Origin of the sequence: Micromonospora sp. NPDC053740, assembly GCF_040677775.1 — a bacterium.
Classification (GTDB): Bacteria; Actinomycetota; Actinomycetes; order Mycobacteriales; family Micromonosporaceae; genus Micromonospora; species Micromonospora alfalfae.
Genome location: NZ_JBFASO010000014.1, coordinates 138,774 through 164,166 on the forward strand (window position 1 = coordinate 138,774; position 25,393 = coordinate 164,166).

The 25,393-nt window shown below is 71.0% G+C and carries 27 protein-coding genes, 1 tRNA gene and 1 pseudogene; 17 read left to right on the top strand and 12 right to left on the bottom strand.

All coding sequences use genetic code 11. The features are described 5' to 3' along the window. The first annotated feature begins 81 nt into the window (after positions 1 to 81). Positions 82 to 1,107, top strand: coding sequence for an aspartate-semialdehyde dehydrogenase (locus tag AB0K35_RS30800; RefSeq protein ID WP_238670442.1), 1,026 nt, complete (start codon positions 82 to 84; stop codon positions 1,105 to 1,107). A 156-nt stretch (positions 1,108 to 1,263) separates the two neighbouring features. Then, entirely contained in the window at positions 1,264 to 1,704 is a 441-nt protein-coding gene (locus tag AB0K35_RS30805) for a PPOX class F420-dependent oxidoreductase (protein ID WP_363889961.1), read from the top strand. Between the two features lie 15 nt (positions 1,705 to 1,719). On the opposite strand, the gene AB0K35_RS30810 is transcribed toward AB0K35_RS30805, so the two are convergent. Continuing rightward, on the bottom strand, positions 1,720 to 2,301 hold the full coding sequence (locus AB0K35_RS30810) for a nucleotidyltransferase family protein (RefSeq protein ID WP_238670441.1): 582 nt from the start codon (positions 2,299 to 2,301) through the stop codon (positions 1,720 to 1,722). A 114-nt stretch (positions 2,302 to 2,415) separates the two neighbouring features. On the opposite strand from AB0K35_RS30810, the gene AB0K35_RS30815 reads away from it, so the two are divergent. The 7 genes from AB0K35_RS30815 to AB0K35_RS30845 all read left to right on the top strand — a co-directional run bounded on the left by AB0K35_RS30815 (position 2,416) and on the right by AB0K35_RS30845 (position 8,940). Beyond that, on the top strand, positions 2,416 to 3,099 hold the full coding sequence (locus AB0K35_RS30815; RefSeq protein WP_238670440.1) for a TMEM175 family protein: 684 nt from the start codon (positions 2,416 to 2,418) through the stop codon (positions 3,097 to 3,099). A 73-nt stretch (positions 3,100 to 3,172) separates the two neighbouring features. Then, positions 3,173 to 3,589: a CBS domain-containing protein gene (locus AB0K35_RS30820; protein WP_091405600.1), complete on the top strand. Its 417-nt coding sequence runs from the start codon at positions 3,173 to 3,175 to the stop codon at positions 3,587 to 3,589. 335 nt (positions 3,590 to 3,924) lie between these two features. Continuing rightward, on the top strand, positions 3,925 to 4,296 hold the full coding sequence (locus tag AB0K35_RS30825; RefSeq protein ID WP_238670438.1) for an SCP2 sterol-binding domain-containing protein: 372 nt from the start codon (positions 3,925 to 3,927) through the stop codon (positions 4,294 to 4,296). Next, entirely contained in the window at positions 4,296 to 6,356 is a 2,061-nt protein-coding gene (locus tag AB0K35_RS30830; RefSeq protein WP_238670437.1) for a glycogen debranching N-terminal domain-containing protein, read from the top strand. Before AB0K35_RS30825 ends, AB0K35_RS30830 begins: the two co-directional genes overlap by 1 nt. 95 nt (positions 6,357 to 6,451) lie before the next feature. Then, the gene (locus AB0K35_RS30835) at positions 6,452 to 7,204 is read left to right on the top strand and encodes a lysophospholipid acyltransferase family protein (protein ID WP_238670436.1); all 753 of its coding nucleotides are present in this window, start codon (positions 6,452 to 6,454) and stop codon (positions 7,202 to 7,204) included. 142 nt (positions 7,205 to 7,346) lie between these two features. Then, entirely contained in the window at positions 7,347 to 7,955 is a 609-nt protein-coding gene (locus AB0K35_RS30840) for an isochorismatase family protein (RefSeq protein ID WP_238670435.1), read from the top strand. Positions 7,956 to 7,959: 4 nt separating this feature from the next. Further along, positions 7,960 to 8,940: a DJ-1/PfpI family protein gene (locus tag AB0K35_RS30845; protein ID WP_363889862.1), complete on the top strand. Its 981-nt coding sequence runs from the start codon at positions 7,960 to 7,962 to the stop codon at positions 8,938 to 8,940. Here the strand turns inward: AB0K35_RS30845 and AB0K35_RS30850 are convergent. From AB0K35_RS30850 to AB0K35_RS30865, 4 genes are all read right to left on the bottom strand, one after another. Next, positions 8,822 to 9,544: a hypothetical protein gene (locus AB0K35_RS30850; RefSeq protein WP_238670433.1), complete on the bottom strand. Its 723-nt coding sequence runs from the start codon at positions 9,542 to 9,544 to the stop codon at positions 8,822 to 8,824. The genes AB0K35_RS30845 and AB0K35_RS30850 overlap by 119 nt on opposite strands. A 72-nt stretch (positions 9,545 to 9,616) precedes the next feature. Further along, a complete protein-coding gene (locus tag AB0K35_RS30855; RefSeq protein WP_357281976.1) occupies positions 9,617 to 10,330 on the bottom strand; it encodes a response regulator transcription factor in 714 nt (237 codons plus the stop codon). Further along, a complete protein-coding gene (locus tag AB0K35_RS30860; protein ID WP_363889867.1) occupies positions 10,303 to 11,511 on the bottom strand; it encodes a hypothetical protein in 1,209 nt (402 codons plus the stop codon). The genes AB0K35_RS30855 and AB0K35_RS30860 overlap by 28 nt, the downstream gene beginning before the upstream one ends. Next, entirely contained in the window at positions 11,501 to 12,679 is a 1,179-nt protein-coding gene (locus tag AB0K35_RS30865) for an ATP-binding protein (RefSeq protein ID WP_308193538.1), read from the bottom strand. Before AB0K35_RS30865 ends, AB0K35_RS30860 begins: the two co-directional genes overlap by 11 nt. Positions 12,680 to 12,996: 317 nt before the next feature. Here AB0K35_RS30865 and AB0K35_RS30870 point away from each other — a divergent pair, with 317 nt between their 5' ends. The 3 genes from AB0K35_RS30870 (at position 12,997) to AB0K35_RS30880 (ending at position 15,669) form a co-directional block, all read left to right on the top strand. After that, positions 12,997 to 13,995 carry a hypothetical protein gene (locus AB0K35_RS30870; protein WP_363889869.1) on the top strand — a complete coding sequence of 333 codons (999 nt, stop codon included), beginning with the start codon at positions 12,997 to 12,999 and terminating at the stop codon, positions 13,993 to 13,995. Between the two features lie 252 nt (positions 13,996 to 14,247). Continuing rightward, positions 14,248 to 14,994, top strand: coding sequence for a GAF and ANTAR domain-containing protein (locus AB0K35_RS30875; RefSeq protein ID WP_238670428.1), 747 nt, complete (start codon positions 14,248 to 14,250; stop codon positions 14,992 to 14,994). A 177-nt stretch (positions 14,995 to 15,171) separates the two neighbouring features. Further along, entirely contained in the window at positions 15,172 to 15,669 is a 498-nt protein-coding gene (locus tag AB0K35_RS30880; RefSeq protein WP_238670427.1) for an STAS domain-containing protein, read from the top strand. 39 nt (positions 15,670 to 15,708) lie between these two features. On the opposite strand, the gene AB0K35_RS30885 is transcribed toward AB0K35_RS30880, so the two are convergent. Both AB0K35_RS30885 and AB0K35_RS30890 read right to left on the bottom strand, forming a co-directional pair. Beyond that, a complete protein-coding gene (locus tag AB0K35_RS30885; RefSeq protein ID WP_363889872.1) occupies positions 15,709 to 16,752 on the bottom strand; it encodes a hypothetical protein in 1,044 nt (347 codons plus the stop codon). Continuing rightward, entirely contained in the window at positions 16,742 to 17,248 is a 507-nt protein-coding gene (locus AB0K35_RS30890; RefSeq protein ID WP_238670425.1) for a SigE family RNA polymerase sigma factor, read from the bottom strand. The genes AB0K35_RS30885 and AB0K35_RS30890 overlap by 11 nt, the downstream gene beginning before the upstream one ends. A gap of 819 nt (positions 17,249 to 18,067) precedes the next feature. Here AB0K35_RS30890 and AB0K35_RS30895 point away from each other — a divergent pair. Continuing rightward, on the top strand, positions 18,068 to 18,370 hold the full coding sequence (locus AB0K35_RS30895; protein WP_238670424.1) for a MerR family transcriptional regulator: 303 nt from the start codon (positions 18,068 to 18,070) through the stop codon (positions 18,368 to 18,370). Between the two features lie 147 nt (positions 18,371 to 18,517). Here the strand turns inward: AB0K35_RS30895 and AB0K35_RS30900 are convergent, their stop codons facing one another. Continuing rightward, entirely contained in the window at positions 18,518 to 18,898 is a 381-nt protein-coding gene (locus tag AB0K35_RS30900) for a VOC family protein (protein WP_238670578.1), read from the bottom strand. Between the two features lie 167 nt (positions 18,899 to 19,065). After that, entirely contained in the window at positions 19,066 to 19,800 is a 735-nt protein-coding gene (locus tag AB0K35_RS30905; protein ID WP_238670423.1) for an ALF repeat-containing protein, read from the bottom strand. Between the two features lie 225 nt (positions 19,801 to 20,025). Here AB0K35_RS30905 and AB0K35_RS30910 point away from each other — a divergent pair, with 225 nt between their 5' ends. Then, the gene (locus tag AB0K35_RS30910) at positions 20,026 to 20,232 is read left to right on the top strand and encodes a hypothetical protein (RefSeq protein WP_363889878.1); all 207 of its coding nucleotides are present in this window, start codon (positions 20,026 to 20,028) and stop codon (positions 20,230 to 20,232) included. Positions 20,233 to 20,315: 83 nt separating this feature from the next. Here the strand turns inward: AB0K35_RS30910 and AB0K35_RS30915 are convergent. Further along, positions 20,316 to 20,388: transfer RNA gene (locus AB0K35_RS30915), tRNA-Arg, on the bottom strand. Between the two features lie 160 nt (positions 20,389 to 20,548). Between AB0K35_RS30915 and AB0K35_RS30920 the strand changes: the two genes are divergently transcribed. Beyond that, entirely contained in the window at positions 20,549 to 21,244 is a 696-nt protein-coding gene (locus tag AB0K35_RS30920) for a hypothetical protein (protein WP_238670421.1), read from the top strand. A 21-nt stretch (positions 21,245 to 21,265) separates the two neighbouring features. On the opposite strand, the gene AB0K35_RS30925 is transcribed toward AB0K35_RS30920, so the two are convergent. Both AB0K35_RS30925 and AB0K35_RS30930 read right to left on the bottom strand, forming a co-directional pair. Beyond that, positions 21,266 to 22,276: an alpha/beta hydrolase gene (locus tag AB0K35_RS30925; RefSeq protein WP_238670577.1), complete on the bottom strand. Its 1,011-nt coding sequence runs from the start codon at positions 22,274 to 22,276 to the stop codon at positions 21,266 to 21,268. A 173-nt stretch (positions 22,277 to 22,449) separates the two neighbouring features. Then, positions 22,450 to 22,869 (bottom strand): HPF/RaiA family ribosome-associated protein, encoded by a 420-nt coding sequence (locus AB0K35_RS30930; protein WP_238670420.1) that lies wholly within the window; start codon positions 22,867 to 22,869, stop codon positions 22,450 to 22,452. A 304-nt stretch (positions 22,870 to 23,173) separates the two neighbouring features. On the opposite strand from AB0K35_RS30930, the gene AB0K35_RS30935 reads away from it, so the two are divergent. Together AB0K35_RS30935 and AB0K35_RS30940 are read left to right on the top strand one after the other, a co-directional pair. Continuing rightward, positions 23,174 to 23,962 carry a single-stranded DNA-binding protein gene (locus tag AB0K35_RS30935; protein ID WP_363889881.1) on the top strand — a complete coding sequence of 263 codons (789 nt, stop codon included), beginning with the start codon at positions 23,174 to 23,176 and terminating at the stop codon, positions 23,960 to 23,962. A 345-nt stretch (positions 23,963 to 24,307) separates the two neighbouring features. Next, positions 24,308 to 25,246: pseudogene (locus AB0K35_RS30940) on the top strand (cobalamin biosynthesis protein); the annotation flags it as partial. Between the last annotated feature and the right edge of the window lie 147 nt (positions 25,247 to 25,393).

The following is a 25,393-nucleotide window of genomic DNA, read 5'->3' on the forward strand; positions in this document are numbered from 1 at the left end:
GCGGGGGTGGGGTGTGAGGTGGGACCCGGAGGGTGGGAAAGGGGTCCCGGTTTCGGCGGTGGGGTCGGTAGCCTCGCGAGCATGAGGATCGGCATTGTGGGGGCCACCGGCCAGGTCGGTGGCGTGATGCGGCAGGTGCTGGCGGAGCGGGAGTTCCCAGCGGAGCAGGTGCGGTTGTTCGCCTCGGCGCGGTCCGCCGGACGCACGCTGCCGTGGCGCGACGGCGAGGTGACCGTCGAGGACGCCGCGACCGCTGACTATTCCGAGCTGGACATCGTGCTCTTCTCGGCCGGTAAGGGCACCGCTCGCGAGTTGGCGCCCCGGGTCGCCGCTGCCGGCGCCGTGGTGATCGACAACTCGTCGGCGTTCCGGATGGACCCGCAGGTGCCGCTGGTGGTCGCCGAGGTCAACCCGCACGCCGCACTGGACCGGCCCAAGGGCATCATCGCCAACCCGAACTGCACCACGATGGCCGCGATGCCGGTACTGCGTCCGTTGCACGCCGAGGCGGGCCTGGTCGGCCTGGTCGTCTCCACCTACCAGGCGGTCTCCGGCGCCGGGTTGGCCGGCGTCGCCGAGCTGGACGAGCAGGTCCGCAAGGTGGCCGAGCACGCCGCCGGGCTGGCCTTCGACGGGTCGGCAGTCGAGTTCCCCGCGCCCCGCTCGTTCACCCAGCCAATCGCCTTCAACGTCCTCCCGCTGGCCGGTTCGATAGTCGACGACGGCTCGTTCGAGACCGACGAGGAGCAGAAGCTCCGCAACGAGAGCCGCAAGATCCTGGAGATCCCCGACCTGAAGGTCTCCGGCACCTGTGTCCGGGTGCCGGTCTTCACCGGGCACTCGCTCCAGATCAACGCCCGGTTCGCCGGGCCGCTCACCCCGCAGCGCGCCCACGAGCTGCTGGCCGACGCACCCGGTGTGGCACTGACCGACGTGCCGACGCCGTTGCAGGCCGCCGGCCAGGACCCGACCTATGTGGGCCGGATCCGCGCCGACGAGACCGTCGAGTACGGGCTGGCGCTGTTCTGCTCCAACGACAACCTGCGCAAGGGCGCCGCGTTGAACGCGGTGCAACTCGCCGAGTTGGTCGCCGCCGAGCGCCGCTGACCGGCACGGTCACCCGACCACCGAGCCCGCGCCGTCCGTCGGTGCGGGCTCGGTGGCGTTCCAGGTGGTCGCCCTGCTGTTCCGGGTGGTCGCCCGCGGCGGCCGGCAGGTCGTGCTTGGATGGGTCGGAGACGATCGTCCAACCTGGAGGACACCATGCCGGATGACCGCACCCAGCAGGCGTTGACCGATCTGGTGGCCGGCCGCTCGATGGGCGTGCTCGCCACCATCAAGCGGGACGGGCGTCCGCAGCTGTCCACCGTGCTCTACTCCTTCGACCGGGACGCGGGCCTGATCCGGGTCTCGGTCACCGACGGCCGCGCCAAGACCGCCAACCTGCGCCGCGACCCGCGTGCCAGCTTCCACGTCGGCAGTGCGGACGGGTGGGCGTACGCGGTGGTCGAGGGTCGCGCCGAACTGTCCCCGCCGGCCACCGAACTCGGCGACGAGACAGTCGAGGAGTTGGTGGCGCTCTACCGGGGGCTGAGCGGCGAACACCCCGACTGGGACGAGTACCGCCAGGCCATGGTCGACGAGGGACGCATCGTGCTACGCCTGCACGTCGAGCGGCTCTACGGCATGCCGCCTCAGGGCTGACCCGCTCGCAGCCGGTCAGCCCGGCTCGATCACTGTCACGCCCTGCCAACGCTGCGCCGGCCGGTGCCGGGCCAACCGCTGCCGCGACCGGGCCACGTCCACCCGGGCCGGGTTGTGCCGCCACACCCCACCCAGCAGATCCGTCAGGCCGTACGGGGCGCAGACCTTGAGCCGACCGGCGGGGTCCAGCCGGACGGCCACCGCCGTCGCGTACTCCGGCCAGGTGGCGACCGCTTCGGCCACGCTCCGGTACGGCTCGATCGGGTCGCCGCCGAACGTGGCCGCGTACCAGGTGTGCACCGCCGCCTGGTTGCGCGCCTGCCACGGCGGCTGTGGCCACAGCCCCGCCAGCCGGGCGGTGGCCCGGTCGTCGTCGACGCGGCTCAGCCTCGCCGGGTCGAAGAAGACCACGTCCACGTCGCGGACCCGCGCCGGGTCGAACCCGTCGCCGTACCGCTCGCCCCAGACCAGGTCGCGCAGTGCGCCCGCGCCGATCCAGGCGTCCGGCAGCCCGGAGTCACGCACCACAGTCAGCGCCCGGGTCAGCCAATTGTTGCCGGCGACCAGTTCCCGCAGTTCCTCCTCGCCCGTCATCATCCGCCCACGGTAGGCAGCGGAGTCGACGCGCGCCGCCGGTGGGCGGGTGTGCCGCCCGTCGACGGGTATACCGCGGCACTTCGCCGTTGCGGGACGTCGGGGAGGGGGTGGGCGATGGGAGCCGGCACGAGCAGCGCAGGGACGGGCCCCGCTGGCCCGACCCTGCGGCGGGAAACCTCCCGGCTGCTGTCGTTCAGCGACGGGGTCTTCGCCATCATCATCACGCTGCTGGTGCTCGACCTCCAGCCGCCTCGGGTCGGCCGCGGTCAGCTTCTGCACGCGCTGGTCGAGCAGTGGCCGGCGTACCTCGCCTATGTCACGTCGTACGTGTACGTGGCGGTGGGTTGGCTGAACCACCGAGCCGCCTTCAACCGGGTGGTGAACAGCGGAAAGGCCCTCCAGTGGTACAACCTCGCAGTGCTGTTCAGCACCGCTTTGCTGCCGTTCGCCACCTCGGTCGTCTCGCAGGCCATGCGGGACGGCGACAAGGCGGACCAGCGCACCGGCGTGGTCGTCTACGGTCTGGTCGGCGTGCTGGTCTCGGTGAGCTGGCTGGGGCTGTACCACTACCTCGCCCGGCACCACGATCTGCTGGACCAGACGGTGCCGCAGCGGTTCTTCCCGGCCGAACGGGCCCGGGCCGCGATCGGTCTCCTGGGGTACGCGTTGGCGATCCTGGTCGGATTCCTGACCGGCCCGCTGTTCGCGTTGGTGATCTTCCTGCTGCTGCCGGCGTTCTACAGCCTGACCAGCAGCGGCCTCTACGAACTGCGACGCCTGCGACACCCACGCGGATAGGCCGGGGCGGTCGGCGTTACCCGCTCCCGGGCGGCGGGTAGACGGGCCGTGCCGACACCGAGAGGGGAGCACCATGACAACGGTCGGAGAGTTCATGACGACCCGGTTGGTGACGATGGACGGCAACGACACGCTCATCGCAGCCGCGCAGGAGATGCGTGACAGCGCGATCGGCGATGTGGTGGTGACCGACGGCGACAGTGTGGTCGGCATCGTCACGGACCGGGACATCACGGTCCGCGGTGTCGCGGAGAACATGGACCCGGGTTCGACCCGGTTGAGCCAGATCACCACTCGCGACGTGATCACGGTGAGTCAGTACGACGATGCCGTGGCCGCCGCGGACCTGATGCGGACGTACGCCGTACGCCGACTTCCGGTGATCGACGACGGGCGCCTGATCGGCCTGGTGTCGATGGGTGACCTCGCGGTCGAGCGCGAACCGCAGTCGGTCCTGGCCGACATCAGCGCCGACGACCCGAACAACTGACCCGTCCGCCGCGGCACGCGCCGGCTCTCCCTTCCGGGAGGGCCGGCGCTGTGGCGTCCCCACCCCCTCGGTGATCAAGAGATTCGCGTCAGGACACGCCGACAGTGATGACGCAAAGCTCTTGATCACCGGCGCAGGGCAGGGCAGGGCGGAGCGGGGCGGGGCGGCGCAAAGGGCGGGCGGAGGGCTGGGAGGGGTGACGGGTCACCCGAACTGGGCGAGGTTGAGCGGGGGAGCGGCGGGGACCCGTGCGGGGACGTGCAACGCCGGCCGTCCGTGCGACGCGAGCGCGGTGGGTGGGATCCCCGGCCCGGCAACTGGGAGGAGTGGACCCGATGGTGGACGCGACCACGAGGTTCTTCGAGGACCTGGACCGGCGGGGGTACGAACCCCTGCTGGCCAAGACCTCCGGGACGCTGCGGATCGACCTGCACGAGGGGGCGCAGACCCGGCACTGGCTGCTGCGGATCGACCACGGCCGGCTGAACGTCAGTCAGGAGGACCAGGAGGCCGACACGGTGATCGGGGCGAGCCCGGTCCTCTTCGACGACATCGCCTCGGGGCGCGAGCACGGCCTGGCCGCGCTGTTGCGGGGGGACATGACGGTGGCCGGTGACGCTCGTCTCGTCGTACAGGTGGAGCGGATCTTTCCGGGTTCCCCGGACGCCCGCGGGCCGCGTCGACGATTCGCCGGGGAGGTGCACTGATGGGGCAGAGCAACACGATCCGGATCCTGGACGGCAACACGTTCGTCGTCTGTGAGGACACCGGTGACATCGAGGCGACGCCGAGCGAACCCACCGGACTCTTCTCCATCGACACCCGGTTCCTGTCGACCTGGGTGCTGACCGTCAACGGCGAGCGACTCAACTCGCTCTCCTACGACGACCTGCAGTACTTCGAGTCGCGATTCTTCCTGGTCCCGGGGATGGCCACGCACTACGTGGACGCGAAGCTGTCGATCATCCGGGAGCGCACAGTGGGTGGCAGCTTCTGTGAGCAGTTGACCATCCTCAACCACGACGAGAAGCCGGTAGACCTGGAAGTGCGGATGGACGCGGCGTCGGACTTCGCCGACCTGTTCCAGGTCAAGGACGAGATCCTGAACAAGAAGGGCGAGATCTACACCGAGGTGGAGTCGGACCGGCTGCGGCTGGGGTACCGGCGGGGGAACTTCCGGCGGGAGACGGTCATCTCGTCGTCGATGTCGGCCCGGTACGACAGCAAGGGCTTCGCGTACACGGTGCACCTGGAGCCCAACGAGCAGTGGGACGCCTCGATCGACGTCCAGACCCACGCGGTCGGGCCCGGCGGCCGGGATCTGCGGTTTGGGCTGCGCATGCACGGCACCGAGCGGCTCGCCCTCCAGCACGACCTGGAGAAGTGGATCGCCGACGCACCGAAGGTCAACAGCGAGCACGGACGGGTGGCCAGCACGTACCGGCGCAGTCTGATCGACCTGGCGGCGCTGCGCTTCTCGCCGCTGTCGCTGGGCGGCGCCACCCTGCCCGCCGCCGGTCTGCCCTGGTTCATGACCATGTTCGGCCGGGACAGCATCCTCACCTGCCTGCAGACACTGCCGTTCACCCCGCAGTTGTCGAAGACGACGCTGCGCATCCTGGCGTCCCTGCAGGGCAGCCGGTTCGACGACTTCCGGGACGAGGACCCTGGGCGCATCCTGCACGAGATGCGCTACGGCGAGACCGCGGCCTTCGAGGAGCAGCCACACTCGCCGTACTACGGCTCGGTCGACGCGACGCCGCTGTTCATCGTGCTGCTCGACGAGTATGAGCGGTGGAGCGGGGACGTGGCGCTGGTCAAGGAGTTGGAGCAGGAGTCCCGGGCGGCGCTGAGGTGGATCGACAACTACGCCGACCTGGTCGGCACCGGCTACATCTGGTACGAGCGACGCAACACCGACACCGGCTTGGAGAACCAGTGCTGGAAGGACTCCTGGGACTCGATCTCCTACTCCGACGGCACGCTGCCACCGTTCCCACGGGCCACCTGCGAGGTGCAGGGGTACGCGTACGACGCGAAGATCCGCGCGGCCCGACTGGCGCGGGAGTTCTGGGGTGACCCCGAGTTCGCCGACCAGTTGGAGCGGGAGGCGGCAGAGCTGAAGGAGCGGTTCAACCGGGACTGGTGGGTGGACGACGGCGAGTACTTCGCCCTGGCCCTGGACCCGGACGGCCGGCAGTGCGACATCCTCAGCTCCAACATCGGCCACCTGCTGTGGAGTGGCATCGTCGAACCTGAGCGGGCGGAGAAGCTCGCCGCGCACCTGGTCGGACCGCGGCTCTTCTCCGGCTGGGGGGTGCGCACCCTCGCCGAGGGGGAGGCCCGCTACAACCCCATCGGCTATCACAACGGCACGATCTGGCCGTTCGACAACTCGTTCATCGCCTGGGGCCTGCGCCGCTACGGCTTCGCCGAGGAGGCCGCGACCATCGCCAACGGCATCCTGGACGCGGCCACGTACTTCGACGGCCGGTTGCCGGAGGCGTTCGGCGGCTATCCGCGAGAGCTGACCAAGTTCCCGGTGGAGTATCCGACGGCGTGCAGCCCGCAGGCATGGTCGACCGGTACGCCGCTGTTGCTGCTTCGCACCATGCTCGGTCTGGAGCCGCACGAGGGTCACCTGGCGGTCGAGCCACGGCTGCCGGTGGGGATGGGTCGCATCGAGGTGCTGGACATCCCCGGTCGTTGGGGCCGGGTGGACGCGTTCGCCCGGGGTCGACTGGACCTGGACAATCTCGGCGACTGACCGATTGGGCCGCCGAGCCGGCGGTGGCGCGCCACCCGCGTCGCCGCCGGTTCTCCACCCAGCCGATCCCCAGCCGGTCAGGGTAGATTCTGCGAATGCCGGAGCTCGTGTACCCGCCCGTTATCGCCGCCGCCAAGACGCTGTTCCGGGTCCTCGACCTGAAGATCACCATTGAGGGCGCCCACCACGTACCCCGCACGGGCGGGGCGGTGCTGGCCAGCAACCACGTCAGCTACCTCGACTTCATCTTCGCCGGTCTGGGCGCGAACGCGTCGGGCCGGCTGGTCCGCTTCATGGCCAAGGATTCGGTCTTCACGCACAAGATCTCCGGCCCGCTGATGCGCGGGATGCGGCACATTCCGGTGGACCGGCAGGCCGGCGCGGCCTCGTTCCGGGCTGCCGTGGGCGCGCTCAAGCGGGGCGAGGTCGTCGGCGTCTTCCCCGAGGCGACGATCAGCCGGTCGTTCACAGTCAAGGAGCTCAAGAGCGGCACGGTGCGGATGGCACGCTCGGCGAAGGTGCCGGTGCTGCCTGTCGCGTTGTGGGGCACCCAGCGCCTCTGGACCAAGGGCCGCCCGCGCACTCTGACCCGTCGGCACACGCCGATCACCATCCTGATCGGCGAGCCGATCAACCCGGCGGACTTCCCGGACCCGAACGTGCTGGCGGCCGAGCTGACCACCCGCCTCAGCGCCCTCGTCGAGCGGGCGCAACGGGATTATCCGGACACCCCCGCCGGCCCGGACGACACCTGGTGGCAGCCCGCGCACCTGGGCGGCAGCGCGCCCACACCGGAGGAGGCCGCCGCTCTGGACGCCGCCGCCGAACAGCGCGCGCCCAGCGCCTGACGGTGAAGGCGTGTGTCGAAGTCCTCGGCCCGGCCGCAGGCCGCCCAAGGGCTTCGGCACACGCCCTGGTTGGCCGGATCGTTCCGCATCCGGTCAGGATGGTGTCTGCCGGCGCGAACGCCGTCCGACCAGGATCGACGTCATGAGCAGAGCAGCACTCGTCGTGATCGACGTGCAGGAGTCCTTCCGTCAGCGCCCGATCTGGGCCTACGGCTCCAACCCCGACATGATCCGCCAGGTCGACCGCCTGGTGACCGCCGCCCGGGGCCGCGGCGACCTTGTGGTCTGGGTCCTGCACTCCGAGCCCGGCACTGGCGGGTTGTTCGACCCCGCCCTCGGGTACGTCAGGCTGATCGACGGTCTGGTCCCCACCGACGGTGAGCCGACGCTGGTCAAGACCGCGCACAACGCCTTCACCACGACGAACCTCCAGCAACTGCTCACCCAGGCGGGCATCACCGACCTCACCGTCTGTGGCATCCGCACCGAGCAGTGCGTGGAGACCACCACCCGGGTCGGCGCGGACCTCGGCTACCGGATGACAGTCGTCACCGACGCCACGCTGACCTTCCCCATCCCACACCGGGACCTGCCGGAGACCGCCACCGTCGAGGAGATCCTCGCCGACCCGCGCACCCTGACGAACGAGCAGATCGTGACCCGCACCGAGTACGCGCTGGCTGGCCGCTTCGCGACCATCCGCACAGTGGACGAGGTCACCGGCGCGACCCTCACCGGCAGCCGGGGCTGACGCCGTGACCCGGGTCGTCTTCCTGCTGGTCCCACAGTTGCACCTGCTGGACCTCGCCGGGCCGGCCCAGGTCTTCTCCAGCGCCGCCGACCTCGGGTACGACTATCAGCTGCACTACGTCGCGGAGCGCGAGCAGGTGCCCACAGTGCAGGGCGTAGCGCTGGTCGCCGACACCCGGTGGCCGGAGCTGGCCCCGGACGACCTGGTGATCGTGCCCGGTTGGCGGCCGGCGGCGCACGGGCCGCAGGGACCGGTGTCGTCCGGCGACCTGCGACGGCTCGCCGAGCACCACGCGGCCGGTGGCACCGTGGCCAGCGTCTGCGCCGGTGCGTACGCGCTAGGGCGGGCCGGGCTGCTCGACGGCCGACGCTGCACCACCCACCACGAGGTGCAGGACGACCTGGCCCGCCGGCATCCGGCGGCCCAGGTCGTCCGCGATGTGCTGTACGTGGTGGACGACCGGGTGGTCACCTCGGCGGGCATCGCCAGTGGCATCGACGTGGCGTTGCACCTGGTGGCGACCCGGCACGGCCCGGCGACCGCCGCGAAGATCGCCCGCACGCTTGTCGTCTACGCCCGCCGCAACGGGCACGAGCCGCAGGCCAGCGCGTTGATGCGGCACCGCTCACACCTGTCCGACTCGGTGCACCGGGTGCAGGATCTGATCGACAGCCGGTACGCCGAGCCCCTGCCGCTGGCCGAACTGGCCGCCGCCGGCGGTGTGGCCGAACGAACCCTGACCCGGCTCTTCCGGGCGAGCACCGGCCTGACCCCGCTCGGCTACCAGCAGCTGCTCCGGGTGGAGCGGGCCGAGCACCTGATCGGGCATGGCACCACAGTGGAAGCGGCCGCCCGGACTGTCGGTTTCACCGATGCCCGGATGCTGCGCCGCCTGCGAGCCCGCCCCACGAGGTCGGATCCGGTCTTGATCGGTAGTAGTCGTCCCGGGAGTGGAACTCCACCGGCAACGAGCCGGGCAGCGTGATCCGGGTGTCGCCGGCGAGCAGGCCGGGGCCGGCCCGCAGCAGCAGCACGTCGCGCTCCTGGGCCGAGAGGTCGACAAGTTGTGGACGGTTGAGCCGGAACATGGCAACCGCCCGGCGAACCTGCCGGGCCAGCGCCACGACCTCGGCGGTCGTTCCGCTGAGGGCCAACGCCGGCTGCTGAATGGTGCGCAGCGCGTCGCAGACGATCAGCAACTGCGCCGGGGCGTCCGGCGCGCTCGTCGGCAGCTCCAACCGGGACGGCCACTGCCAGCGGATCTGACCGCTCATCAGGCCGTTCAGTCGAGCCAGCGGCCGGGCCCGGTGCGTGCCGTCGGCGACCAGCGACAGCTGTGAGCCACTGCCCACCCAGCAGATCCGCTGGTCGGTGACGGTCACCGCGACCGGCTCGGGCAACTGCCAACGGCGTCGCACCTCGCTCGGCCCGAGCAGGTAGCCCGCGACCAGCAGCCGGTGTCGTCCGAGCAACCGCTCGCCGGGCGTCGGGCGCAGGTTGTAGCGGCGGTCCAGGGTCGGGCCCACGTCGTCGTCGGGGGCGTCGAACCGGTGGGGACCGATGAAGAAGGGGGACGCGTCGGCGTGCATCGTCACGACCTTCCGGTCAGCTGGCTGTGTACTGAAGCCTTCCGGACCGGAGCGCCCCTGTCATGACGCCTGTTAGGGGGTCGGCCGGTCGTGTGTCGCCTGTGACCGGTAGATGCCGATCTCCTCCGGGCGGACGAGACCGTCCTCGATCGCACGGGCGAGTAGTGCCGCCTTTGTGGCGGCTGGTCGCCCCGCCCGGGTGTACTTGATCCGCGCCCGGTCGACGTACTGCTTCACCGTGTGCTCGCTGATCTGCATCCGCCGGGCCACCGACGCCTTGGACATCGACTGGAACCAGAGCAGCAGCGCCTCACGCTCCTTGTCGGACAACATCGGCCGGTCCGGCCGTGGGTCGCCGACCATCGCACCGGCCAGCGCCGGCGGCACGTACGGGCGGTCGCTCGCGGCGGCCAGCACCGTTTCCACGCAGTGTTCCCGGCCCTCGTGCTTGGCGAGGAACGCCACCGCCCCGGCGTCCAGCGCGGCGAGCATCGTCTGCGGGTCGGTGTGCTCCGAATAGACCACCACCCGCCGCCCGGCGGCGCTCAGCTCGGCCAACTTGTCCAATGCCATCCGCCCGTGCAGTCGCAGATCGAGCAGGATGACGTCGGCGCCCGGCGCCGCCCGCAGCACCGCGTCCGGGTCGTCGCCGGTGGCGAGCACCGTCAGGCGAGGCTCGGTGGCGAGCCAGGCGCGGACCCCCTCGACCACCACCGGATGGTCGTCGACGATCGCCACCCCGACCGGTCGATCGCCGGTCACCGCCGCCACCGGGTCTGCGCCCATCTGATGTTCCCGTCCCGTTCGTAGAGGTACTGCACCGGCCCGTCGTCGTGCTCCCCGGGAGGCGGGCCGGTCGACTCCGGCCCCTCCCGGTCCGGTGTGACAAGGCTGACCACCACCTCGTCCGGGCCGGAGACCACTGTCAGGCGCGCCCATCCCCGGGCGTCGGCGAGGGTGCTGGTGAGCGGGTCGGCCAGCCGGCGGCGGACCTCCACCGGCAGCGGCGGCGGGGTGCCGATGGTGACCAGGTCGATCGGAAGGCCGTTGCGTTCCGCCACGTCGGCGGCGGCTCGCAACTCGTGCAACAGCGGGTCGGGCACATCGTCGGACTCGGCGATCAGCCGGCGCAGCCGGGCGGCGGCCAGCATGCACAGGCGCTGCACCTCCGGGTCGTCCGGGTCGGCCTGGCCGGCGGCCAGGTCCCCGAGGACCCGACCGGCCGCCGAGCTGACCAGGGCGAGCCGGTCCCGGCGTTCCCGAAGGCCCCGTTCGGCGGCATCCCGCTCCGCCGCAATCGCGTGACCGGCGGCCGAGACGGCGGCCCGTTCCCGAGCCAGGCCGACGATGACGGTGCTGCCCACGAAGACCGCCACCGGCAGGGAGAACGTGCCGTAGACGTACATCACGTAGCGGGCCACGTCGGCGGGGTCGGGGCCGTGCCCGAGCACGGCGACCAGGGCGATCAACGCGTGGGTGCTGAGGAGCGCGATCAGCCCCACGACGCGCCGACCCCACACCGCCAGCACGAAGAACCAGCCGAGCGTGCCCCACACCCAGTTGGCGGCGGTGAACAACTGCCGCTCACCGGCCGCGGCGAAGACGGCCGCGTCGACGACCAGCAGCAGCCCGGCCAGCGGCCATGGCGGCAGCGGCGAGCCTCGCAGCAGCCGTACGCCGGCCACCGCGCCGGTCACGGCGACCAGTATCCAGGCGCCGAGCACCACCGCTGGCGCGGCGAACTCCGCACGGGCGGACAGCACCGCCGGCAGCGCGATCGCGACGTGCCAGGCCAACGCGATGGCGACGGCGGCGATCCGGGCACCCCGGTCGGACGCGTGCGCCACGGCGGCCGGAGCGGCGAGCGCCGCGGGAGAGTCCGGCTCCCGGGGCGTCGGAACGCTGGTGCGATTCGGTGTCTCCGGCGCGTCGGTGGGGTGCGCCGGGGCGTTCAGGTCAGCCGACACCGGGCCACTCCAGCCGAATCCGGGTGCCCGAACCGACGGCCGAGTGCACGTCGGCCCGGCCACCGACAGTGGCCATCCGGCCACGGATCGACTCGCGCAACCCGTACCGGTGCGGGGGGACGGTGGCCAGGTCGAAGCCGGGACCGTCGTCGGCGACCTCGACCACGACGCCGATGGCGTCGCGGGCCAGCCGCAGCGTGACCCCGGCACCGGGCGCGTGGCGGACCACGTTGGACAGCGCCGCGTAGGCGCTCTCGCTGATCGCGTCCGCCACGCCAACCGGGACGGCGCAGGAGGCCAGGTCCAGCCGTACCTCAATCTCGGGTAGTCGGCCGACCACCAACCGCAACCGCCCGTCGAGCGGCACCGGGCCGTCACCGGCCACCGGGCCGACGTCGCTGAGCGTGACGAGGGTACGCAGGTCGGCCGCGCAACGGTCCCGGAAGACGGCAGAAGGCCCAGCCACCGCGCCCAGCCCCACCATGGTCAGCGTCCCGAGCACTGTGTCGTGCAGGTCGCGGTTCTGCTGGCGTTCGGCCTCGCGGGCGGCGCGCGCGACCAACGCCTCCCGGGTCAGCCGCTGGTGTTCGACGAAGGCGCGGTCCGCCCGGCCGATGCGTCGGCGCATGACCGCCGCCATCATCGCCGTGCAGGCGGTCTGCGCCAGTAGCGTGGCCGCGTGCGCCCGAGCCTCGGTGGGGTTGCCGGCGGCCTGCGCCCCGGTCACGTAGGTGGCTATCACGAGTAGCCCGGCCGGGATCGACCAGCGTGCCGAGGTCGTGGCCTGTGTGTTGATCACCGTGGTGCTGGCCAGCACGGCGATCCAACTGCCCTCGCCGGGCAGCACCTCGGGCGCCACCAACACCGGGATGAGCAGGCAGGTCAGCGCGGTGACCGCCACGTCGCCGCCGACGAGGGCGGGGCCGATGCCGTGGCGCAACGCGCGGTGTGCGTACCAGAGGGACCAGCCGGTCAGCACTGCCACAGCGGGCAGCAGCACCGCCTGCCGCACCGGCGGGGTCTGCACCGACACGGCCACCGCCGCGCCGAACAGCCCGCAGCTCAGCCGCAGCAGCGCTGGCAACGTGGTGAAGATGAGGCCCAGGGCCCCGCCGGCCGGATTGTCCAGCGTGGGCGGCGGCACGGTCGGGGTGGCAACGGCCGGCATCGGGAAGTGTCCTTCCGACAACGACCCGGTCCGGGTCCACACGGCGTAGATCGACATCGGACAATAGCATGGCGGACTGTGACGGGGTGATCCTTTGTGTGCGGAGTGTCGCCAATGTGTCACTCTGTGCTGCGGGGCTGAGGGAGGCCCCGGCGGTTGCCGTAGATATCGACGAACACCGCTACCGAACCGTACGCCTCGTGCCGCGGTTCCTCCAGAAAACGCACCCTCAGCCGCCACCATCCAGGCATGGTCCCGGCCGGAACCGGACGCGTCTGTCGTCCGTCTCATCCTCGGGTGGAAGGGTGGTGAGCCGGATGCGCTCGTCCCGGACGGTACTGGCGGTGGCACTGCTCGGCATGGCGCTGGGTGGCTGCGGTGGCACGGTGGTCGGGCCGGGCGATCCCAGGGAGCCCGGCGCGGCACAGATCGTCGACGGGTGGACCTCCTGTGCCAAGGCCGCACCCCGGGCCGGCGAGATCATCATGGCGCCGACCACTGAGACGTCGCCGCCGGCCGTCAAAGAGCCGACCGTCGGTCGCATCGACCCGGCGTTCACCCCGGTCGCGGCAGTGATCTGCGGGCGCGAGATTCGGCCTGGCCCCAACGGCGGCCAGGAGCAGATCGCCACCGAGCGCCGCGCCGAGCAGATCGCACCGCTGCTCACCGCGCTGCGTCTGCCCAGCGAGCAGACCGGCGGGGAGGCCGCCTGCACCCTCGAAATGGTCATCCCGCCGTGGTTGGCAGTGCTGGACGACCGGGGGCGCTGGCTGCGGCCCCACATCCCCACCGACTCCTGCGGCAAGCCTCGCGCCGAGGTGATCGCCGCGTTGGCCGGGCCGCAGTGGACCACTGTGGACACCCGTGCCATCGGGCAGATCGAATCCGCGGCGGCCGAGGCCGCCGGATGCGCGCAGCAGTGGACGGACATGGTGTGGGTGCAGACCCGCAACGGTAGCCCCGGGCCGCCCGGGCCGGTGCTGCCGCCGGCCGCCGGGCCGCTGCGCCTCTGCGTCTACCAGGTGCCCGCGTCGGTTCAGGAAGGCGAGAAACCGGCCGGCGATTTCGTGTACGGCGGTCCGCTGCCAACCGAGCGTCAGGCCGGCGTGCTCCGGGCGCTGAACAACCGCCGGGCGGTGGTCGACTGCGCCACCCCGGCGACCCGCTTCGCGGTGCTGCGTCCGCTCGAAGGCGTGGGCCCCGACCGGTACGTGGAACTCGACGGCTGCCGCCGGTTCCTGGTCGCGCCAGCGACCGGCGCTGCGCAGCTCGGCCAGGGCGACGACGCGCTGGTCGCCCTGCTGGGGCCCGTCTGAGCCGGGTTCGGCGGATCCACGACGTCCCGCCCTGTCGGGGCGGGGAACCCTTCGGGGACGTTGCCCTCGGCGTCGTATAGTTGTCGCCGCAGCCGACGCTTGGGCGTCGGTCAGTCAGCGTCCAGCAGCGGGCGCCCGGGCTCCGTTGGCGAGTCCGTGCGGCGCCCCGTGCTCGCGGAGCGCCATCACCACGCGCGCTGCCGTCGCCGTCCTGCAACCGGTACGCGCCCCGGGCACGAGGACCTTGAAGTCATGGCACAGCAGCCCATTGATCCCAATGTGGCGATCTCCGAACTTGGCCAGATCAAGCTTGGCGAGACCGATCTGTCTGGGGTGTTGACCCAGGTCTCCGAACTGGCGCGGCGCACGATCCCCGGTGCCGAGGAGGTGTCGGTGACGTTGATCAAGCGGGAGGGTGCGCACACCGCCGCGTTCAGCGGTGAGATGGCGCTGCGACTCGACGAACTGCAGTACGAGCATGGCGAGGGTCCGTGTCTTCAGGCGGCCAGAGACGCCGCTGTCGTGTCCGTCCCCGACATGTCCGAAGAGGCCCGCTGGCCGCAGTGGGCGGCCGAAGCAGTGCAGGGCGGCGCACACAGCTCACTGTCGATCGGGTTCCCGATCCAGGAGTCAGTGCTCGGTGCGCTGAACATCTACGGGGCCGAAGCGGGTGCCTTCGACGACGACGCTGTCACCCTCGCCCAGACATTCGCGGGGTACGCCGCCGTCGCCCTCGCCAACGCCCACCTCTACGACGCCACCGCCACCCTGGCCGCCCAGATGCAGTTGGCAATGCAGAGCCGGGCCGTCATCGAGCAGGCCAAGGGCATCATCATGGGCGAACGCCGCTGCACCCCCGACGAGGCGTTCGCCGTCCTCGCGAAGGTTTCCCAGGACTCCAACCGCAAACTGCGGGTGGTCGCCGCCGCCCTTGTGGAAAGGGCCACCCAACCGCCGGGTCTCAAACGTGATCGCGGTGGGTTGGGCAACCTGCCGTAGGCGTTCGGCAGCGGGCTGCCGTTCGCCGGGGAAGGGTGGCCCGCCAGCGCAGCGCCGGCTGACCTCGGCCATAAGCGGACGCGCCGACTGGCGGCCGGCTGCGCAGCCGATTATCGTCGGGGTTGGTCAAGCCATGCGCCAATCCTGTTCGCATTTCCACAGGAGGCGTGTGCTCCTATGCCTGAGCGTTCCTGGTTCTTCCAGAGCCACTTCGAAAGATTTCCGACGGCAGTCGACCTTGGGCAGGTCAGGCCAGCGGCGCTCGCCGGCAGCCAGCGCGACGGGCGTTTCGACGACGACTCCTCCGGGCCGCCGTTCCGGGTGACTCGCTACACCGAGCCCACGAACCTGTCCGCAACCATCTCGGCCGACCGGATGGTCGTCGCCCCGGTGGGGTACGTCGACATGGACACCGCGCCACGCCTGGCCACGGCCCTGATGAACGCGATCGACAGCCATCCCGAAGTCTGCTGCGACCTGACCGGTGTCGGCTTCTTCAGCGCCGCGGGTGTGCGCGTCCTCCTGCTGGCGCGGGACCGGGCGGACCAGGTCGGCTCCCGCTTCTCGATCCGGGGCGCCGGGGGAATCACCCAGCGGGTGCTGCGGATCACCGGGGTGGAGCGCCGGCTCCTGGGCCCCGAACAGGACACCGGCCCAGCCGCGTGGCTCGGCTGATCCGCCGCTCGTGAACCACCCTTCCGCCACGCGGTGGCCTCACCAGGTGTCTGGGCGGTCGAGATCGCGGGCCGGCTGGTACCCGCCGAGGATCGCCAAGCCCTCCGCCTCGGTGTAACCGTTCCCCCAACCCCTGCGGAACGCCTCGACGTGGCAGGGCTCGACCACCATCTCCAGCACGTCACTGCCTTGCCGGCGGGCCCGGTAGGGCCCGGCGACAAGATCCCCGCGGCGGGCGTCGTCGCCGGCCGGGGCGGGTTGGGCCCGAACGGTCAGCCACCGGCCGGATGCGTCACCGACAACCAGAGAGCCCTCGACGAAAAAGTCCCGCACAGACCGGCCGAGCGTGACCGAGCACTCCAGCAGCCGTCCGTCGGGCGGCAGCGACTCCAGGCGGAACGGCACGACGCAGCGGTGGGCACCGTCGAACCGGACCCGGCCGGCTGTGCCGGCCGCCTCGTCGCTGGTGGTCGCGTACGTGTCCACCTGGGCCCAGAGCCCGTCGACGGGTTGCCAGCGGACGAACCACAACTTCCCGTCACCGGACGGATCGAACCAGGCGACCCCCGACCGGTCGCCGACCCGTACCTCGGTCCGTCCCTGCGGTCGCCCCTGCGAGGACAACGTCTGCTGAAGCCCGTCCAGCAACACCTCGGTACGCGCCAACACGAAACGAGCCTGACCGCGCGGGCCCCGAAACTCGACGCTCTCGATGCCGCGCCCGGTGCGCCACGACACGAAATCGGCATCGCTCACCAGGGCGTCGGTGGAGAAGTGCACAGTCGCGGGATCCGCACCGACCTCCTCGGGGCGTACGGTCCCATCGCTCCGTGCCTCCGGCAGCATCAGCGCCGCGGGCGGCACTGGCGGATCATCGCTGGTCCCGCCGCCCGGGATCACCAGAACCACCGAGGTGAGAGCGGCACACGCCGCTGCCACACCGCCGGCGATCAGTCCCCGTCGCCGCAGGCGCAACCGCCGCCCGCGATGCCGTGCCTGTTGCACGATCGGCGTCGGATCGATGTCGCCGCCCGCTCGATGCTTGAGCGCGGTGGCGAGCTGCTCATCGAGGTCACCGAACATCTGAGCTCTCCTGCCATGCGTGGGTTGCTGCAACCTGTCGCTGACGCAGCGCCGCCAGGGCCCGCCTCGCGTGTGTGCGTACCGTCCCGGTCGAACAGGCGAGAATCTCGGCGATCGACGTGTCGTCCAGATCCTCGTAGTAGCGCAGGACGATCACGGTGCGCTGACGCGCCGGCAGAGCACAGACCAACCGCCACAGCGCGTCGCGCTCGGCGACCCCGGCGGCCTCGTCCACCTCGCCCGCCTGATCGAGCACCGCGGCAACCGAGATCTCCCGGCTGCTGAGCCGCCGCCACCACGAGTTGTGGGTGTTGACGAGCATGCGCCGGACATAGGCATCAGGACGATCCGTCCGCGAGATGCGCCCCCACCGGGCGTACGCCCGCGCGAGGACATCCTGAACCAGATCCTCGGCTCGGTGCTCGTCACCGGTCAGCAACCGGGCGAGCCGCACCAGCGCCGAAGTGCGAGCGAACGCGTACTCCTCGAACGTCACGCCCTATTAACGCCGCAGGCCGGCCAGCCCGTAGACACCTGCCGGGCACTTTGTGCCCAGCCTGCCCGGATCAACCTCGTGACGCGCCCACCTGTCGCTGACGTAGGTGCCCCGCTGCGGCACCGTCATCAGAGCTGTTGATCCGATCTGGGTCCGGGTCGGCCGTCCAGGCGGGCGGTGTGGTCGGTCCAGGGGAGCACCGCAGCCCTTCGCACCGGCAGGACTACCTCCGTCCTCGGAGAAAATCTATGAGCGAAGCGCTAGACATTCGCGTGGGTGTCGGCTAACGTTCCTGGGGTCGAGAACAGAGTAAACAAAGACGCTGACGTTGCCGCCCCGCACGAGGGCGAAGGAGCGGGGCCCCGGAACCTGTAGGGCCTGCTCAGCTCGGCGGCAGACATTTGCCGTAGTTGTCTGGTACGTAGCAAGGCGTGTGACAGCGGGTGGGGCCGACGCTCGTTCAGGGCCGCACCCGAGGTGAAGGAAGTTCGTCGTACGTGTTCAGGCCATGAAGTCGCGTGGGGCTCGGACACCGACGGACAGCACGGAGTACGGCAGAAGAAACAGAGGCAAGGGAGGGCATTACACCGTTGGATCGCCCGCTGCCAGTCGCATTCGTGGGCTGGGCGCGGACACCGCAGTTTTCCTCGAACGAGAGGTGGTCTCCGGTCACGCTTATGCGATCCTCGCACCCGAAGCCGTCCCTGACGGCCGGTGCGGATAAGACAAGCCGACGTTCTGTCGGTAGATGGTGTTCCTGACCCACAACCCTTGGGCCCCGGCGCTTCCGAGCGCCGGGGCCCTCGTGATGGAGGTTCGATGGCTCAACCCGACGACATGCTCGACGATGAGGACTACCCCGCCTACACGATGGGCCGTGCTGCCGAGATCCTCGGTTGCTCGCAGGATTTTCTACGCCGACTCGGCGATGCGAAGCTGATCGACCCGCAGCGCTCCAGTGGAGGGCATCGTCGCTACTCCCGCTACCAACTGCGCCTTGCCGCGAGGGCCCGGGAGATGTGCGACCAGGGCACCGACATGACCTCGGCCTGCCGGATCATCATTCTTGAGGACCAACTCGAAGAGGCCCTTCGGCGCAATGAGCGCCATCAGCAGGGCTGAGCACACCCTCCGCTCGGGCCTGCCCGCCAGGTGAAGCCGAGCGCCCATATGGTCCCTCCCGCTGCCCTTCGAGAACGAGGCGGGCTTGAGCGCAGATCGGGTTGGGTGCGTGGCAGCTGCCGTGCGATGCCCCCGCAGGAGCGATCGTCAGAGCTGTTGGACGATCTGAACGGGGTTGCCGTCCGGGTCGGCGGTCCAGGCGATCAGCAGACGATCGAGCCACCGGTGGGGTGCGGCCAGAGCGGGGGCGCCGTTCGCCGTGAGTTCGGCGTACGCGGCGGCGGTGTCGTCCGTCCAGAGGATCACCGCGGCTCGTTGCCCCTGGGGTACGGGGTCGAGCCCGTGATCGTCGCGGGTGGAGGCCACCGAGGCGATGCCGATCTTGTAGCGGTCGAGCGTGAGGTCGATGTGGATCGGCTCGCCCTCGGCCGGCACCCGGAAAGTCTCAGTGAAACCGAGACCGGCGTAGAACTCGGCGGCGCGGGAGACGTCCTCGCTGAAGAGGATCACCTGAGGGCTGCGGAACATCGACACTGCTCGACGCTATCAGTGCAGCGACTGCTCGCGAGGCGGGCAGGTCCGCCGAACTTCCGCTAGCGCGTCCGCCCAGCGCGACCCCGCTACGCCCGCGACGGCCACGTACGGCGTTGACGCGCCCGGCTCGACAACGCATCGAGCCGGGCGCGTCAGGTGAGCTACGCCACGAAGCGGGAACGGCGTCGGCGTCCGATCAGGTAGCTCGCGCCGCCGAGGAGCAGGAGCACAGCGCCAATGCCGGCCACGGTCGTGGTGCCGGCACCGGTCACGGGCAGCCCACCGCCCTTGCCATCCTCGCTGTCGCCGGGGGCGCCCGGGCTGGCGGAGACGGTGGGAGTCGGTGCGGCGGTCGCCGTGGCGCTGGGCGTCGCGCTCGGTGTGGGCTGAGACGTCGGCGTCGGTGTGGGCTGCGACGCGCAGTCAAGCTCACGGGCGGTGTACAAACCGTCGTTCAGGTAAGCCAGGTAGGCATCGACTGTAGCCTCGCCGAGCACCTTCTGCGCTGCCGCCTCCACGTTGGTGCCAGCGTCAGTCAACGTTCGAACCACAGTGATCCGCAGAGCGGTTGACCAGGCTTTCTGTACGCCCGTCTTGAGGAATGCGCGGAGCTCGTCCGGAGTCCCCTTCAGCGCCTCCTGAATGGCGTCCGGCAGAACGGGCAACGAGTCGGCGTTCGCCGCAGCCAGGATCTGGGCGGTCAACACCCGAATCTCCTGATCAGTGGCGGTATCCAGGTCGATGGTGACAAGCTCGCGAATGTCCTTGTACACCTTGCGCTCGACCGTTTGACAGGCCTCGTTGAGCCCGGGCGACTCGATTTGAGCCACCGCCGGCGTAGCCGGAATCAAAAAGGCCAGCGCCAATAGGGCGCCAGCCGGAAACTTCCATCGCATGTGGTATTCCTCCCCGTTGCAAGCAAAAACACGGAGATACTACCGTCAGTGGCCGGAAGAGCAAGAGGCGATGCACGTCCAAAGACTGCGCAATGAGCAGGACCGCCGCGGGACGGCCACTCAAACCTCTCCACAAGGGATGTAACGGCTGCGGCTAAACGACTGGTTGGCGTACCGGCTCAGCCTCGTCTCTCCTGATCACATCGCAGACTTCCAGCTCCACCCATGGACGGCCTCTGTAGCGGCGACGCGTTCTGGTACTTCCGACCATGGCTCACCGCCAGGGGCGGCGCTGGTGGCATCACGCCGGCGGTGGGGGAGCGGTGGCAGGATCACGGCCCGGTCTTCCCGTCCAAGGTCGGTCCGCCGGTGGGCCCGGACCACATCGACCGGACCCGGCACAAGATCCGGGCGACGGCCGACCTCGGCTGACTTGGCCGTACGAATCGCTGTCCGGAGGCCATGGTGATCGTCTCGACCGGGAGCGGAAACCCGCTGACCTGCGGCGAAGTGGGTGCGCCCGGCAGGATTCGAACCTGCGGCCTTGGGATTAGAAGTCCCCTGCTCTATCCGCTGAGCTACGGGCGCGTGTGGCGTGGATGTCGCGCCCAGAGGGTACCGCCGTCCCACTGCCCGACGGCGAAAAGGGTGCCCGCGTCCACGTTGCCGAGCAGAGTCTCACGTCCGCCTCGTGGCGGGCATCCGGGTTACCGCGGACCGGCCTCGCCTCGGACCGTACCTTTGGCTGGTGTTGCTGGATTCCGACGCCGAGAGCGACGTCGCCTACGAGCTGTGCCAGGTCGTCGGTCGCGCCATCCTGCCGTACCGGTCCTCGGGCGACTTCGGTACCGCGTTCTTCTTCCAGGGCGGCGACGACCCGGTGGGGGAGTCGCTGCTGACGGCTGCCGACCTGGTGGGCGGTTCGGGTGGTGAGTTGGGCCTGCGGGCGAGCGTCACCGAGCCGGCGGGGGTGGCCCCGGCCGTCATTTCCGAGGCCGAGATCGTGCCCGGTTGGGCCCGTTTCGCGGCCGACGGGGTCGCGGTGTTGCCGACCGCCGGCCTGCACCGGTACGCCGGCGACGGCGGCTGGCGCTGGCGCGTCCAGCCGGTGCCGGCGGGGATCGCCGCCGGGCCCGAGGTCATCGCACGCCTCGGCGCCGACGCCAGTTCCGCTTTCGTGCTGGCCCATGGGGTACGCGAAGACGGGTCGCGGCCGTTGGAGGTCGCGATCGAGCGGGTGGTCCGCGACGGGGACGCCGTGCTGATCACCACCGAGCTGCCGCCGGGGTACGTCGGCGCGCCGGTCTTCATCGTCCAGGCTGAGCCCACCGGTGAGGTCGCCCCGTACTGCCTGGGCCTGGTCCTACCTGGTGTCGGCGCGCACCCGGTGGCGACCTTCGACCGGATCCGTGCCGTCCTCCCGGCAACGCCAGGCGACGTCTGAACCGCGCGCCGCCCGGCCAGGTCAGCCGGTGGGCGTCGCTGCCCCGGCCGTGTCGGCGGTCTGCGCGTCGGCCGGGGCGGTGGGGCCGGCGGCGAGGAACGCCTCGGCCCAGCGGCCCACCTCGTCGAAGACCTTTGTCCGTACGGCGGGACCGGAGAGCGTGAGGTCGTGCAACCCGCCGTCGAAGCGGGCCACCGTGACGTGGCGGCCGAGGCGGGGCGCGTAGCGGATCATGTGCTCGACGTCCAGCACGGCGTCGGCCAGTGTCGCGTTGTCGTGCCACTTGGTGCCACGGAAGGAGCGGGTCGAGCAGGCCAGCAGCACCGGCACCTGGATGTCCAGCCCGGCGCGGAGCCGGCGTTGCCCGGTGCGGATCGCGTTCAGCCAGCCGGCCCGGACCGGGAACCCGGCCAGCGGCTTCCACGCCAGGTCGTAGGTCCACTCACCGCGGTGGTCGGAGTGGAGGCTCTCGCCGTACACAGTGCCCAACCCGAACGGGAGGATGCGGTGCGGCGCCCTGCGGCCCAGCCGGGACGCGGCGGCCGCGAGGGGTCGGCGGACCGCCCAGGGGGCGTTCAGGTCGAAGAAGGGGCTGTTGAGCACCAGGCCATCGACGGTGTCGGTGTCGCGGCGGGCATGTGCCCAGAGCGAGATGATCAGGCCGCCGGTGGAGTGGCCCATCGTCAGCAGGGTGTCGTGCCCGTCGTCCTTGCGGATGATCTCGGCGGCGGCGTCCAGCTCGGGGAAGTAGTCGCTGATGTCGCGGCAGAAGTTCGGGGTCTGACCCGGGAGCAGACTGCGACCGTATTTGCGCAGGTCGAGCGCGTAGAAGTCCCAGCCTCGCTCGGCGAAGAAGTCGGCCAGATGGGTCTGGAAGAAGTAGTCGACGAAGCCGTGCACGTAGAGCACGGCGCGCCCGGTGGGGCGCTCGGCCCGCCGCCGGACCAGTGTCGCGACAACGGGGCCTTCGTCGTCGGTGCCCAGGTCGATCGTCTGCCGCTCGTACGGCGGCCCCAACACGTCCGGTTCCACGAACGCGACGCTACGCCGCCAACCTACCGAGCGGTAGCCCACGCCGCCGCCCGCCCCACCGGCCTCACCCGCCCCACTCACCCCCGCGATCTTGCACTTCCTGTCCCGACAAATAGGGGCAATAGCCGCCGATGGGGAGCCGAAAGTGCAAGATCGCGGGGATGGGGCGTGGGTCAGGCCGTTTCCGCGTCGGCGCGGGGGGCCGGGTTGTCCGACTCGTCGGCCTCCAACTGCGGCTGGGGGAGGTCGCGCAGGTGCTTGTTGTGCCGGGGCTCCTGGCGGGTCTTGGCGTCGTTGAGCCGCCGGCGCAGGTCGTCACGGACGTCATTGAGCGCGGCGTGCAGGTCCTCCTCGGCGGAGGTGGTGACGATCTTCTGCCGGCCGGCGATCCAGCACTCCAGGGTGACCTTCTGACCACGCGCCTCCCGGTCCTTCACCGACACCTCCAGCTCGGTGGCGTCGGCGTGGAAGCTGGCGAGCCGGGCGTCGAGGGTGCCGAACTGCTCGGCGATCCAGTTGCGGTCGCCCTGCGAGAACCCGGCGCCCACCCGCAGGCACTCAGCCACTGTGGCCGGGTTCGCCACGGCGCTCATCGCTGCGCCTCGGAAGCGTTCGCGGAGCCGATGGTAGTGATCATCATGGCGCTGACCTCTCGTCGACGTGGAGCTGTCGGTGGTGCGTTGATCAAGTCCTTACCCAGTTCGGGCGGCCTGGGAAACCGTGGACGGCGGGTCGGGTGGGTCGGGCGTACCACATCTGGGCTTGATCAGGGCTTTGTCCACAGGTCGGTTCGTCATCCACAGGTCGGGGATGGGTGCTCACGAAGTGCGTCCTCAGTGTCGATGCTCGGAGTCGAGTCGACTCGCGCTGGCAGGCCCCGATCCCCCTGGAGGGACGATGTTCGACACTTACGTGACAATCGTCGGCAATGTGCTGACTACGCCCGAGTGGCGGCGTACGACCCAGAGCAACACTCTGGTGGCCAACTTCAAGGTCGCCTCCACCGCCCGCCGACTCGATCGGGACAGCGGCCGGTGGGTTGACGGCAATTCGCTCCGCGTCCGCGTCAACTGTTGGCGCAAGCTCGCCGAGGGGGTGGCCGCCTCCGTCATGGTGGGCGATCCGGTGGTGGTCTGCGGGCGGCTCTACACCCGCGACTGGACCGACGACGGCGGTAACCACCGCACGCTCTACGAGTTGGAGGCGGTCGCCGTCGGCCATGACCTGTCCCGGGGTCGCGCCCGCTTCCTGCGCAACCGGCCGAGCATGGCGACCAGCACCGTGGAGGACGCGGAGGCCGAAAGCCGGGTGCACGGCGAGCCCACCGAGCCGGTGCCGGCCGGGCAGGCGCCAGTGCTGCCCGACGACGGTCCGCTGGACGACGACTTCGAGCTGCCCGATTACGCGGAGCTGCGCACAAGCCCGTTCGGCAACGTCCCGGCGGACGACGACAGCTCCCCGAGCGGCGAGGTTCTCGGTGACGGCAGAGCGCTCGCGAGCAGCGGGCAGGCCGACGTTCCGCCGGAGCTCGACGACGAGTTGGCCCCTCCGCCCGAGGCGGACGACGACAACGCCGACGGTGACCTGGACATCGAGTTGGGGCCGGTGCCCGACGAGGGGCAGCCGCAGCCGGCGCAGCCCGGTCGAGGGCGGCGTGGTCGGGGCCGGATCCCGCAACCAGCCTGACTGGCCGGCTCGACCGCCGCCCAACCAGCGACGGTCGAGCCCGGCCGAGGCACCGCCTCGGCGACGGGTGCTGCGGTGAAGCGGCACCGCCCGGCCCGGCACCGCCCGGCCCGGCACCGCCCGGCCCGGCACCGCCCGGTGCGGTGCGGTGCGGTGCGGCACGACGGGGGCGGGGTGGCGGCGCGGCAAGCGTCGTCACCCCGCGTGACGGGCGTCAGCAGGTTGGCCTACCTGTCCACTCCACGGATTCTCGTTGCTGGTGCGCGACAGTGGATTGGGCTGGTTCACGGCGTGCTCGTCTAGGCTGGCCGGCCGGAGGTGGTGCGGGTGCGACGGACAGCGCCGATGGCGAACGCGGTGGGGCTGCTGGCCGGGTATGCGCTGGACAGGGCGCTCGGCGACCCCCGCCGGTGGCACCCGGTGGCCGGTTTCGGGCAGGCAGCGGGCGCGCTGGAGCGCCGCCTCTACCGCCCGGACCGAACGGCGGGCACGGCATTCACCGCGCTGGCCGTGGGCGGGCCGGTGTTGCTCGGGGCGGCCGCCGCGGTGGCTACCCGGCACCGGCCGGTGACCCGGGCGGTGCTGGTGGCGGCCGGCACGTGGGCCGTGCTGGGTGGCCGCACGCTACGGCACGAGGCGACCGTCATGGGTCGTACGCTGCGTGACGGCGACCTGCCCGCTGCCCGGCGGCGCCTCGGTCACCTCTGCGGGCGGGACCCGTCGACGTTGGGCGAGTCGGAGCTGGCCCGTGCCACAGTCGAGTCGGTCGCGGAGAACACCTCCGACGCGGTGGTCGCACCGCTGCTCTGGGGTGCGGTCGCTGGTCTGCCCGGGCTGCTGGGCTACCGCGCGGCGAACACGCTCGACGCGATGGTCGGGCACCGGTCGACGCGCTACGCGCGGTTCGGCACGCCGGCCGCTCGGCTGGACGACGCGCTCAACCTCGTGCCGTCCCGGCTGACCGGGCTGCTCACCATCGCCGTCGCGCCGGTCGCGCACGGGGACCGGCGGCGCGCCTGGCAGGTGTGGCGGCGGGACCGCAACGACCACCCGAGCCCCAACGCCGGTCAGTGCGAGGCGGCGATGGCCGGTGCGCTCGGGGTCCGCCTCGGTGGTCGCAACGTCTACTTCGGGCGCTCCGAGGTGCGGCCGTTCCTCGGCGACGGTCCCCGCCCGGAGGCGCGGCACCTGAAGCGGGCGGCCCGGATCTCCGGCGCGGTGGGGTTGGCCGCCGTCGGGTTGGCCGCCGCGTACCCCGTGACACTCGGCCGGCTGGTTGGCGCGGTGAGCAGGCGTGCGCTGATCGGTGCCGTGGGCCGGCGAGGGCCGGCAGGTGCGGCCGGCGGGCGCGGGCTGGGCGGCGTGGCCGGGGCCCTGCGGCTGGGCAGTGCCGGTGAGCATGGGCTGCGGGGCGTCGGTATGGGCAGGGCT

Bases quoted from the DNA above. Each gene is read 5' to 3' on its own strand.
- AB0K35_RS30855 (WP_357281976.1), bottom strand. From the start codon at position 10,330: ATGGGCGCAGACCCGGTGGCGGCGGTGACCGGCGATCGACCGGTCGGG.
- AB0K35_RS30825 (WP_238670438.1), top strand. From the start codon at position 3,925: ATGGTGGACGCGACCACGAGGTTCTTCGAGGACCTGGACCGGCGGGGG.
- AB0K35_RS30910 (WP_363889878.1), top strand. From the start codon at position 20,026: ATGGACGGCCTCTGTAGCGGCGACGCGTTCTGGTACTTCCGACCATGG.
- AB0K35_RS30870 (WP_363889869.1), top strand. From the start codon at position 12,997: ATGCGCTCGTCCCGGACGGTACTGGCGGTGGCACTGCTCGGCATGGCG.
- AB0K35_RS30885 (WP_363889872.1), bottom strand. From the start codon at position 16,752: ATGTTCGGTGACCTCGATGAGCAGCTCGCCACCGCGCTCAAGCATCGA.
- AB0K35_RS30810 (WP_238670441.1), bottom strand. From the start codon at position 2,301: ATGATGACGGGCGAGGAGGAACTGCGGGAACTGGTCGCCGGCAACAAT.
- AB0K35_RS30805 (WP_363889961.1), top strand. From the start codon at position 1,264: ATGCCGGATGACCGCACCCAGCAGGCGTTGACCGATCTGGTGGCCGGC.
- AB0K35_RS30800 (WP_238670442.1), top strand. From the start codon at position 82: ATGAGGATCGGCATTGTGGGGGCCACCGGCCAGGTCGGTGGCGTGATG.
- AB0K35_RS30820 (WP_091405600.1), top strand. From the start codon at position 3,173: ATGACAACGGTCGGAGAGTTCATGACGACCCGGTTGGTGACGATGGAC.
- AB0K35_RS30830 (WP_238670437.1), top strand. From the start codon at position 4,296: ATGGGGCAGAGCAACACGATCCGGATCCTGGACGGCAACACGTTCGTC.
- AB0K35_RS30850 (WP_238670433.1), bottom strand. From the start codon at position 9,544: ATGCACGCCGACGCGTCCCCCTTCTTCATCGGTCCCCACCGGTTCGAC.
- AB0K35_RS30835 (WP_238670436.1), top strand. From the start codon at position 6,452: ATGCCGGAGCTCGTGTACCCGCCCGTTATCGCCGCCGCCAAGACGCTG.
- AB0K35_RS30815 (WP_238670440.1), top strand. From the start codon at position 2,416: ATGGGAGCCGGCACGAGCAGCGCAGGGACGGGCCCCGCTGGCCCGACC.
- AB0K35_RS30900 (WP_238670578.1), bottom strand. From the start codon at position 18,898: ATGTTCCGCAGCCCTCAGGTGATCCTCTTCAGCGAGGACGTCTCCCGC.
- AB0K35_RS30930 (WP_238670420.1), bottom strand. From the start codon at position 22,869: ATGAGCGCCGTGGCGAACCCGGCCACAGTGGCTGAGTGCCTGCGGGTG.
- AB0K35_RS30905 (WP_238670423.1), bottom strand. From the start codon at position 19,800: ATGCGATGGAAGTTTCCGGCTGGCGCCCTATTGGCGCTGGCCTTTTTG.
- AB0K35_RS30935 (WP_363889881.1), top strand. From the start codon at position 23,174: ATGTTCGACACTTACGTGACAATCGTCGGCAATGTGCTGACTACGCCC.
- AB0K35_RS30880 (WP_238670427.1), top strand. From the start codon at position 15,172: ATGCCTGAGCGTTCCTGGTTCTTCCAGAGCCACTTCGAAAGATTTCCG.
- AB0K35_RS30865 (WP_308193538.1), bottom strand. From the start codon at position 12,679: ATGCCGGCCGTTGCCACCCCGACCGTGCCGCCGCCCACGCTGGACAAT.
- AB0K35_RS30875 (WP_238670428.1), top strand. From the start codon at position 14,248: ATGGCACAGCAGCCCATTGATCCCAATGTGGCGATCTCCGAACTTGGC.
- AB0K35_RS30895 (WP_238670424.1), top strand. From the start codon at position 18,068: ATGGCTCAACCCGACGACATGCTCGACGATGAGGACTACCCCGCCTAC.
- AB0K35_RS30840 (WP_238670435.1), top strand. From the start codon at position 7,347: ATGAGCAGAGCAGCACTCGTCGTGATCGACGTGCAGGAGTCCTTCCGT.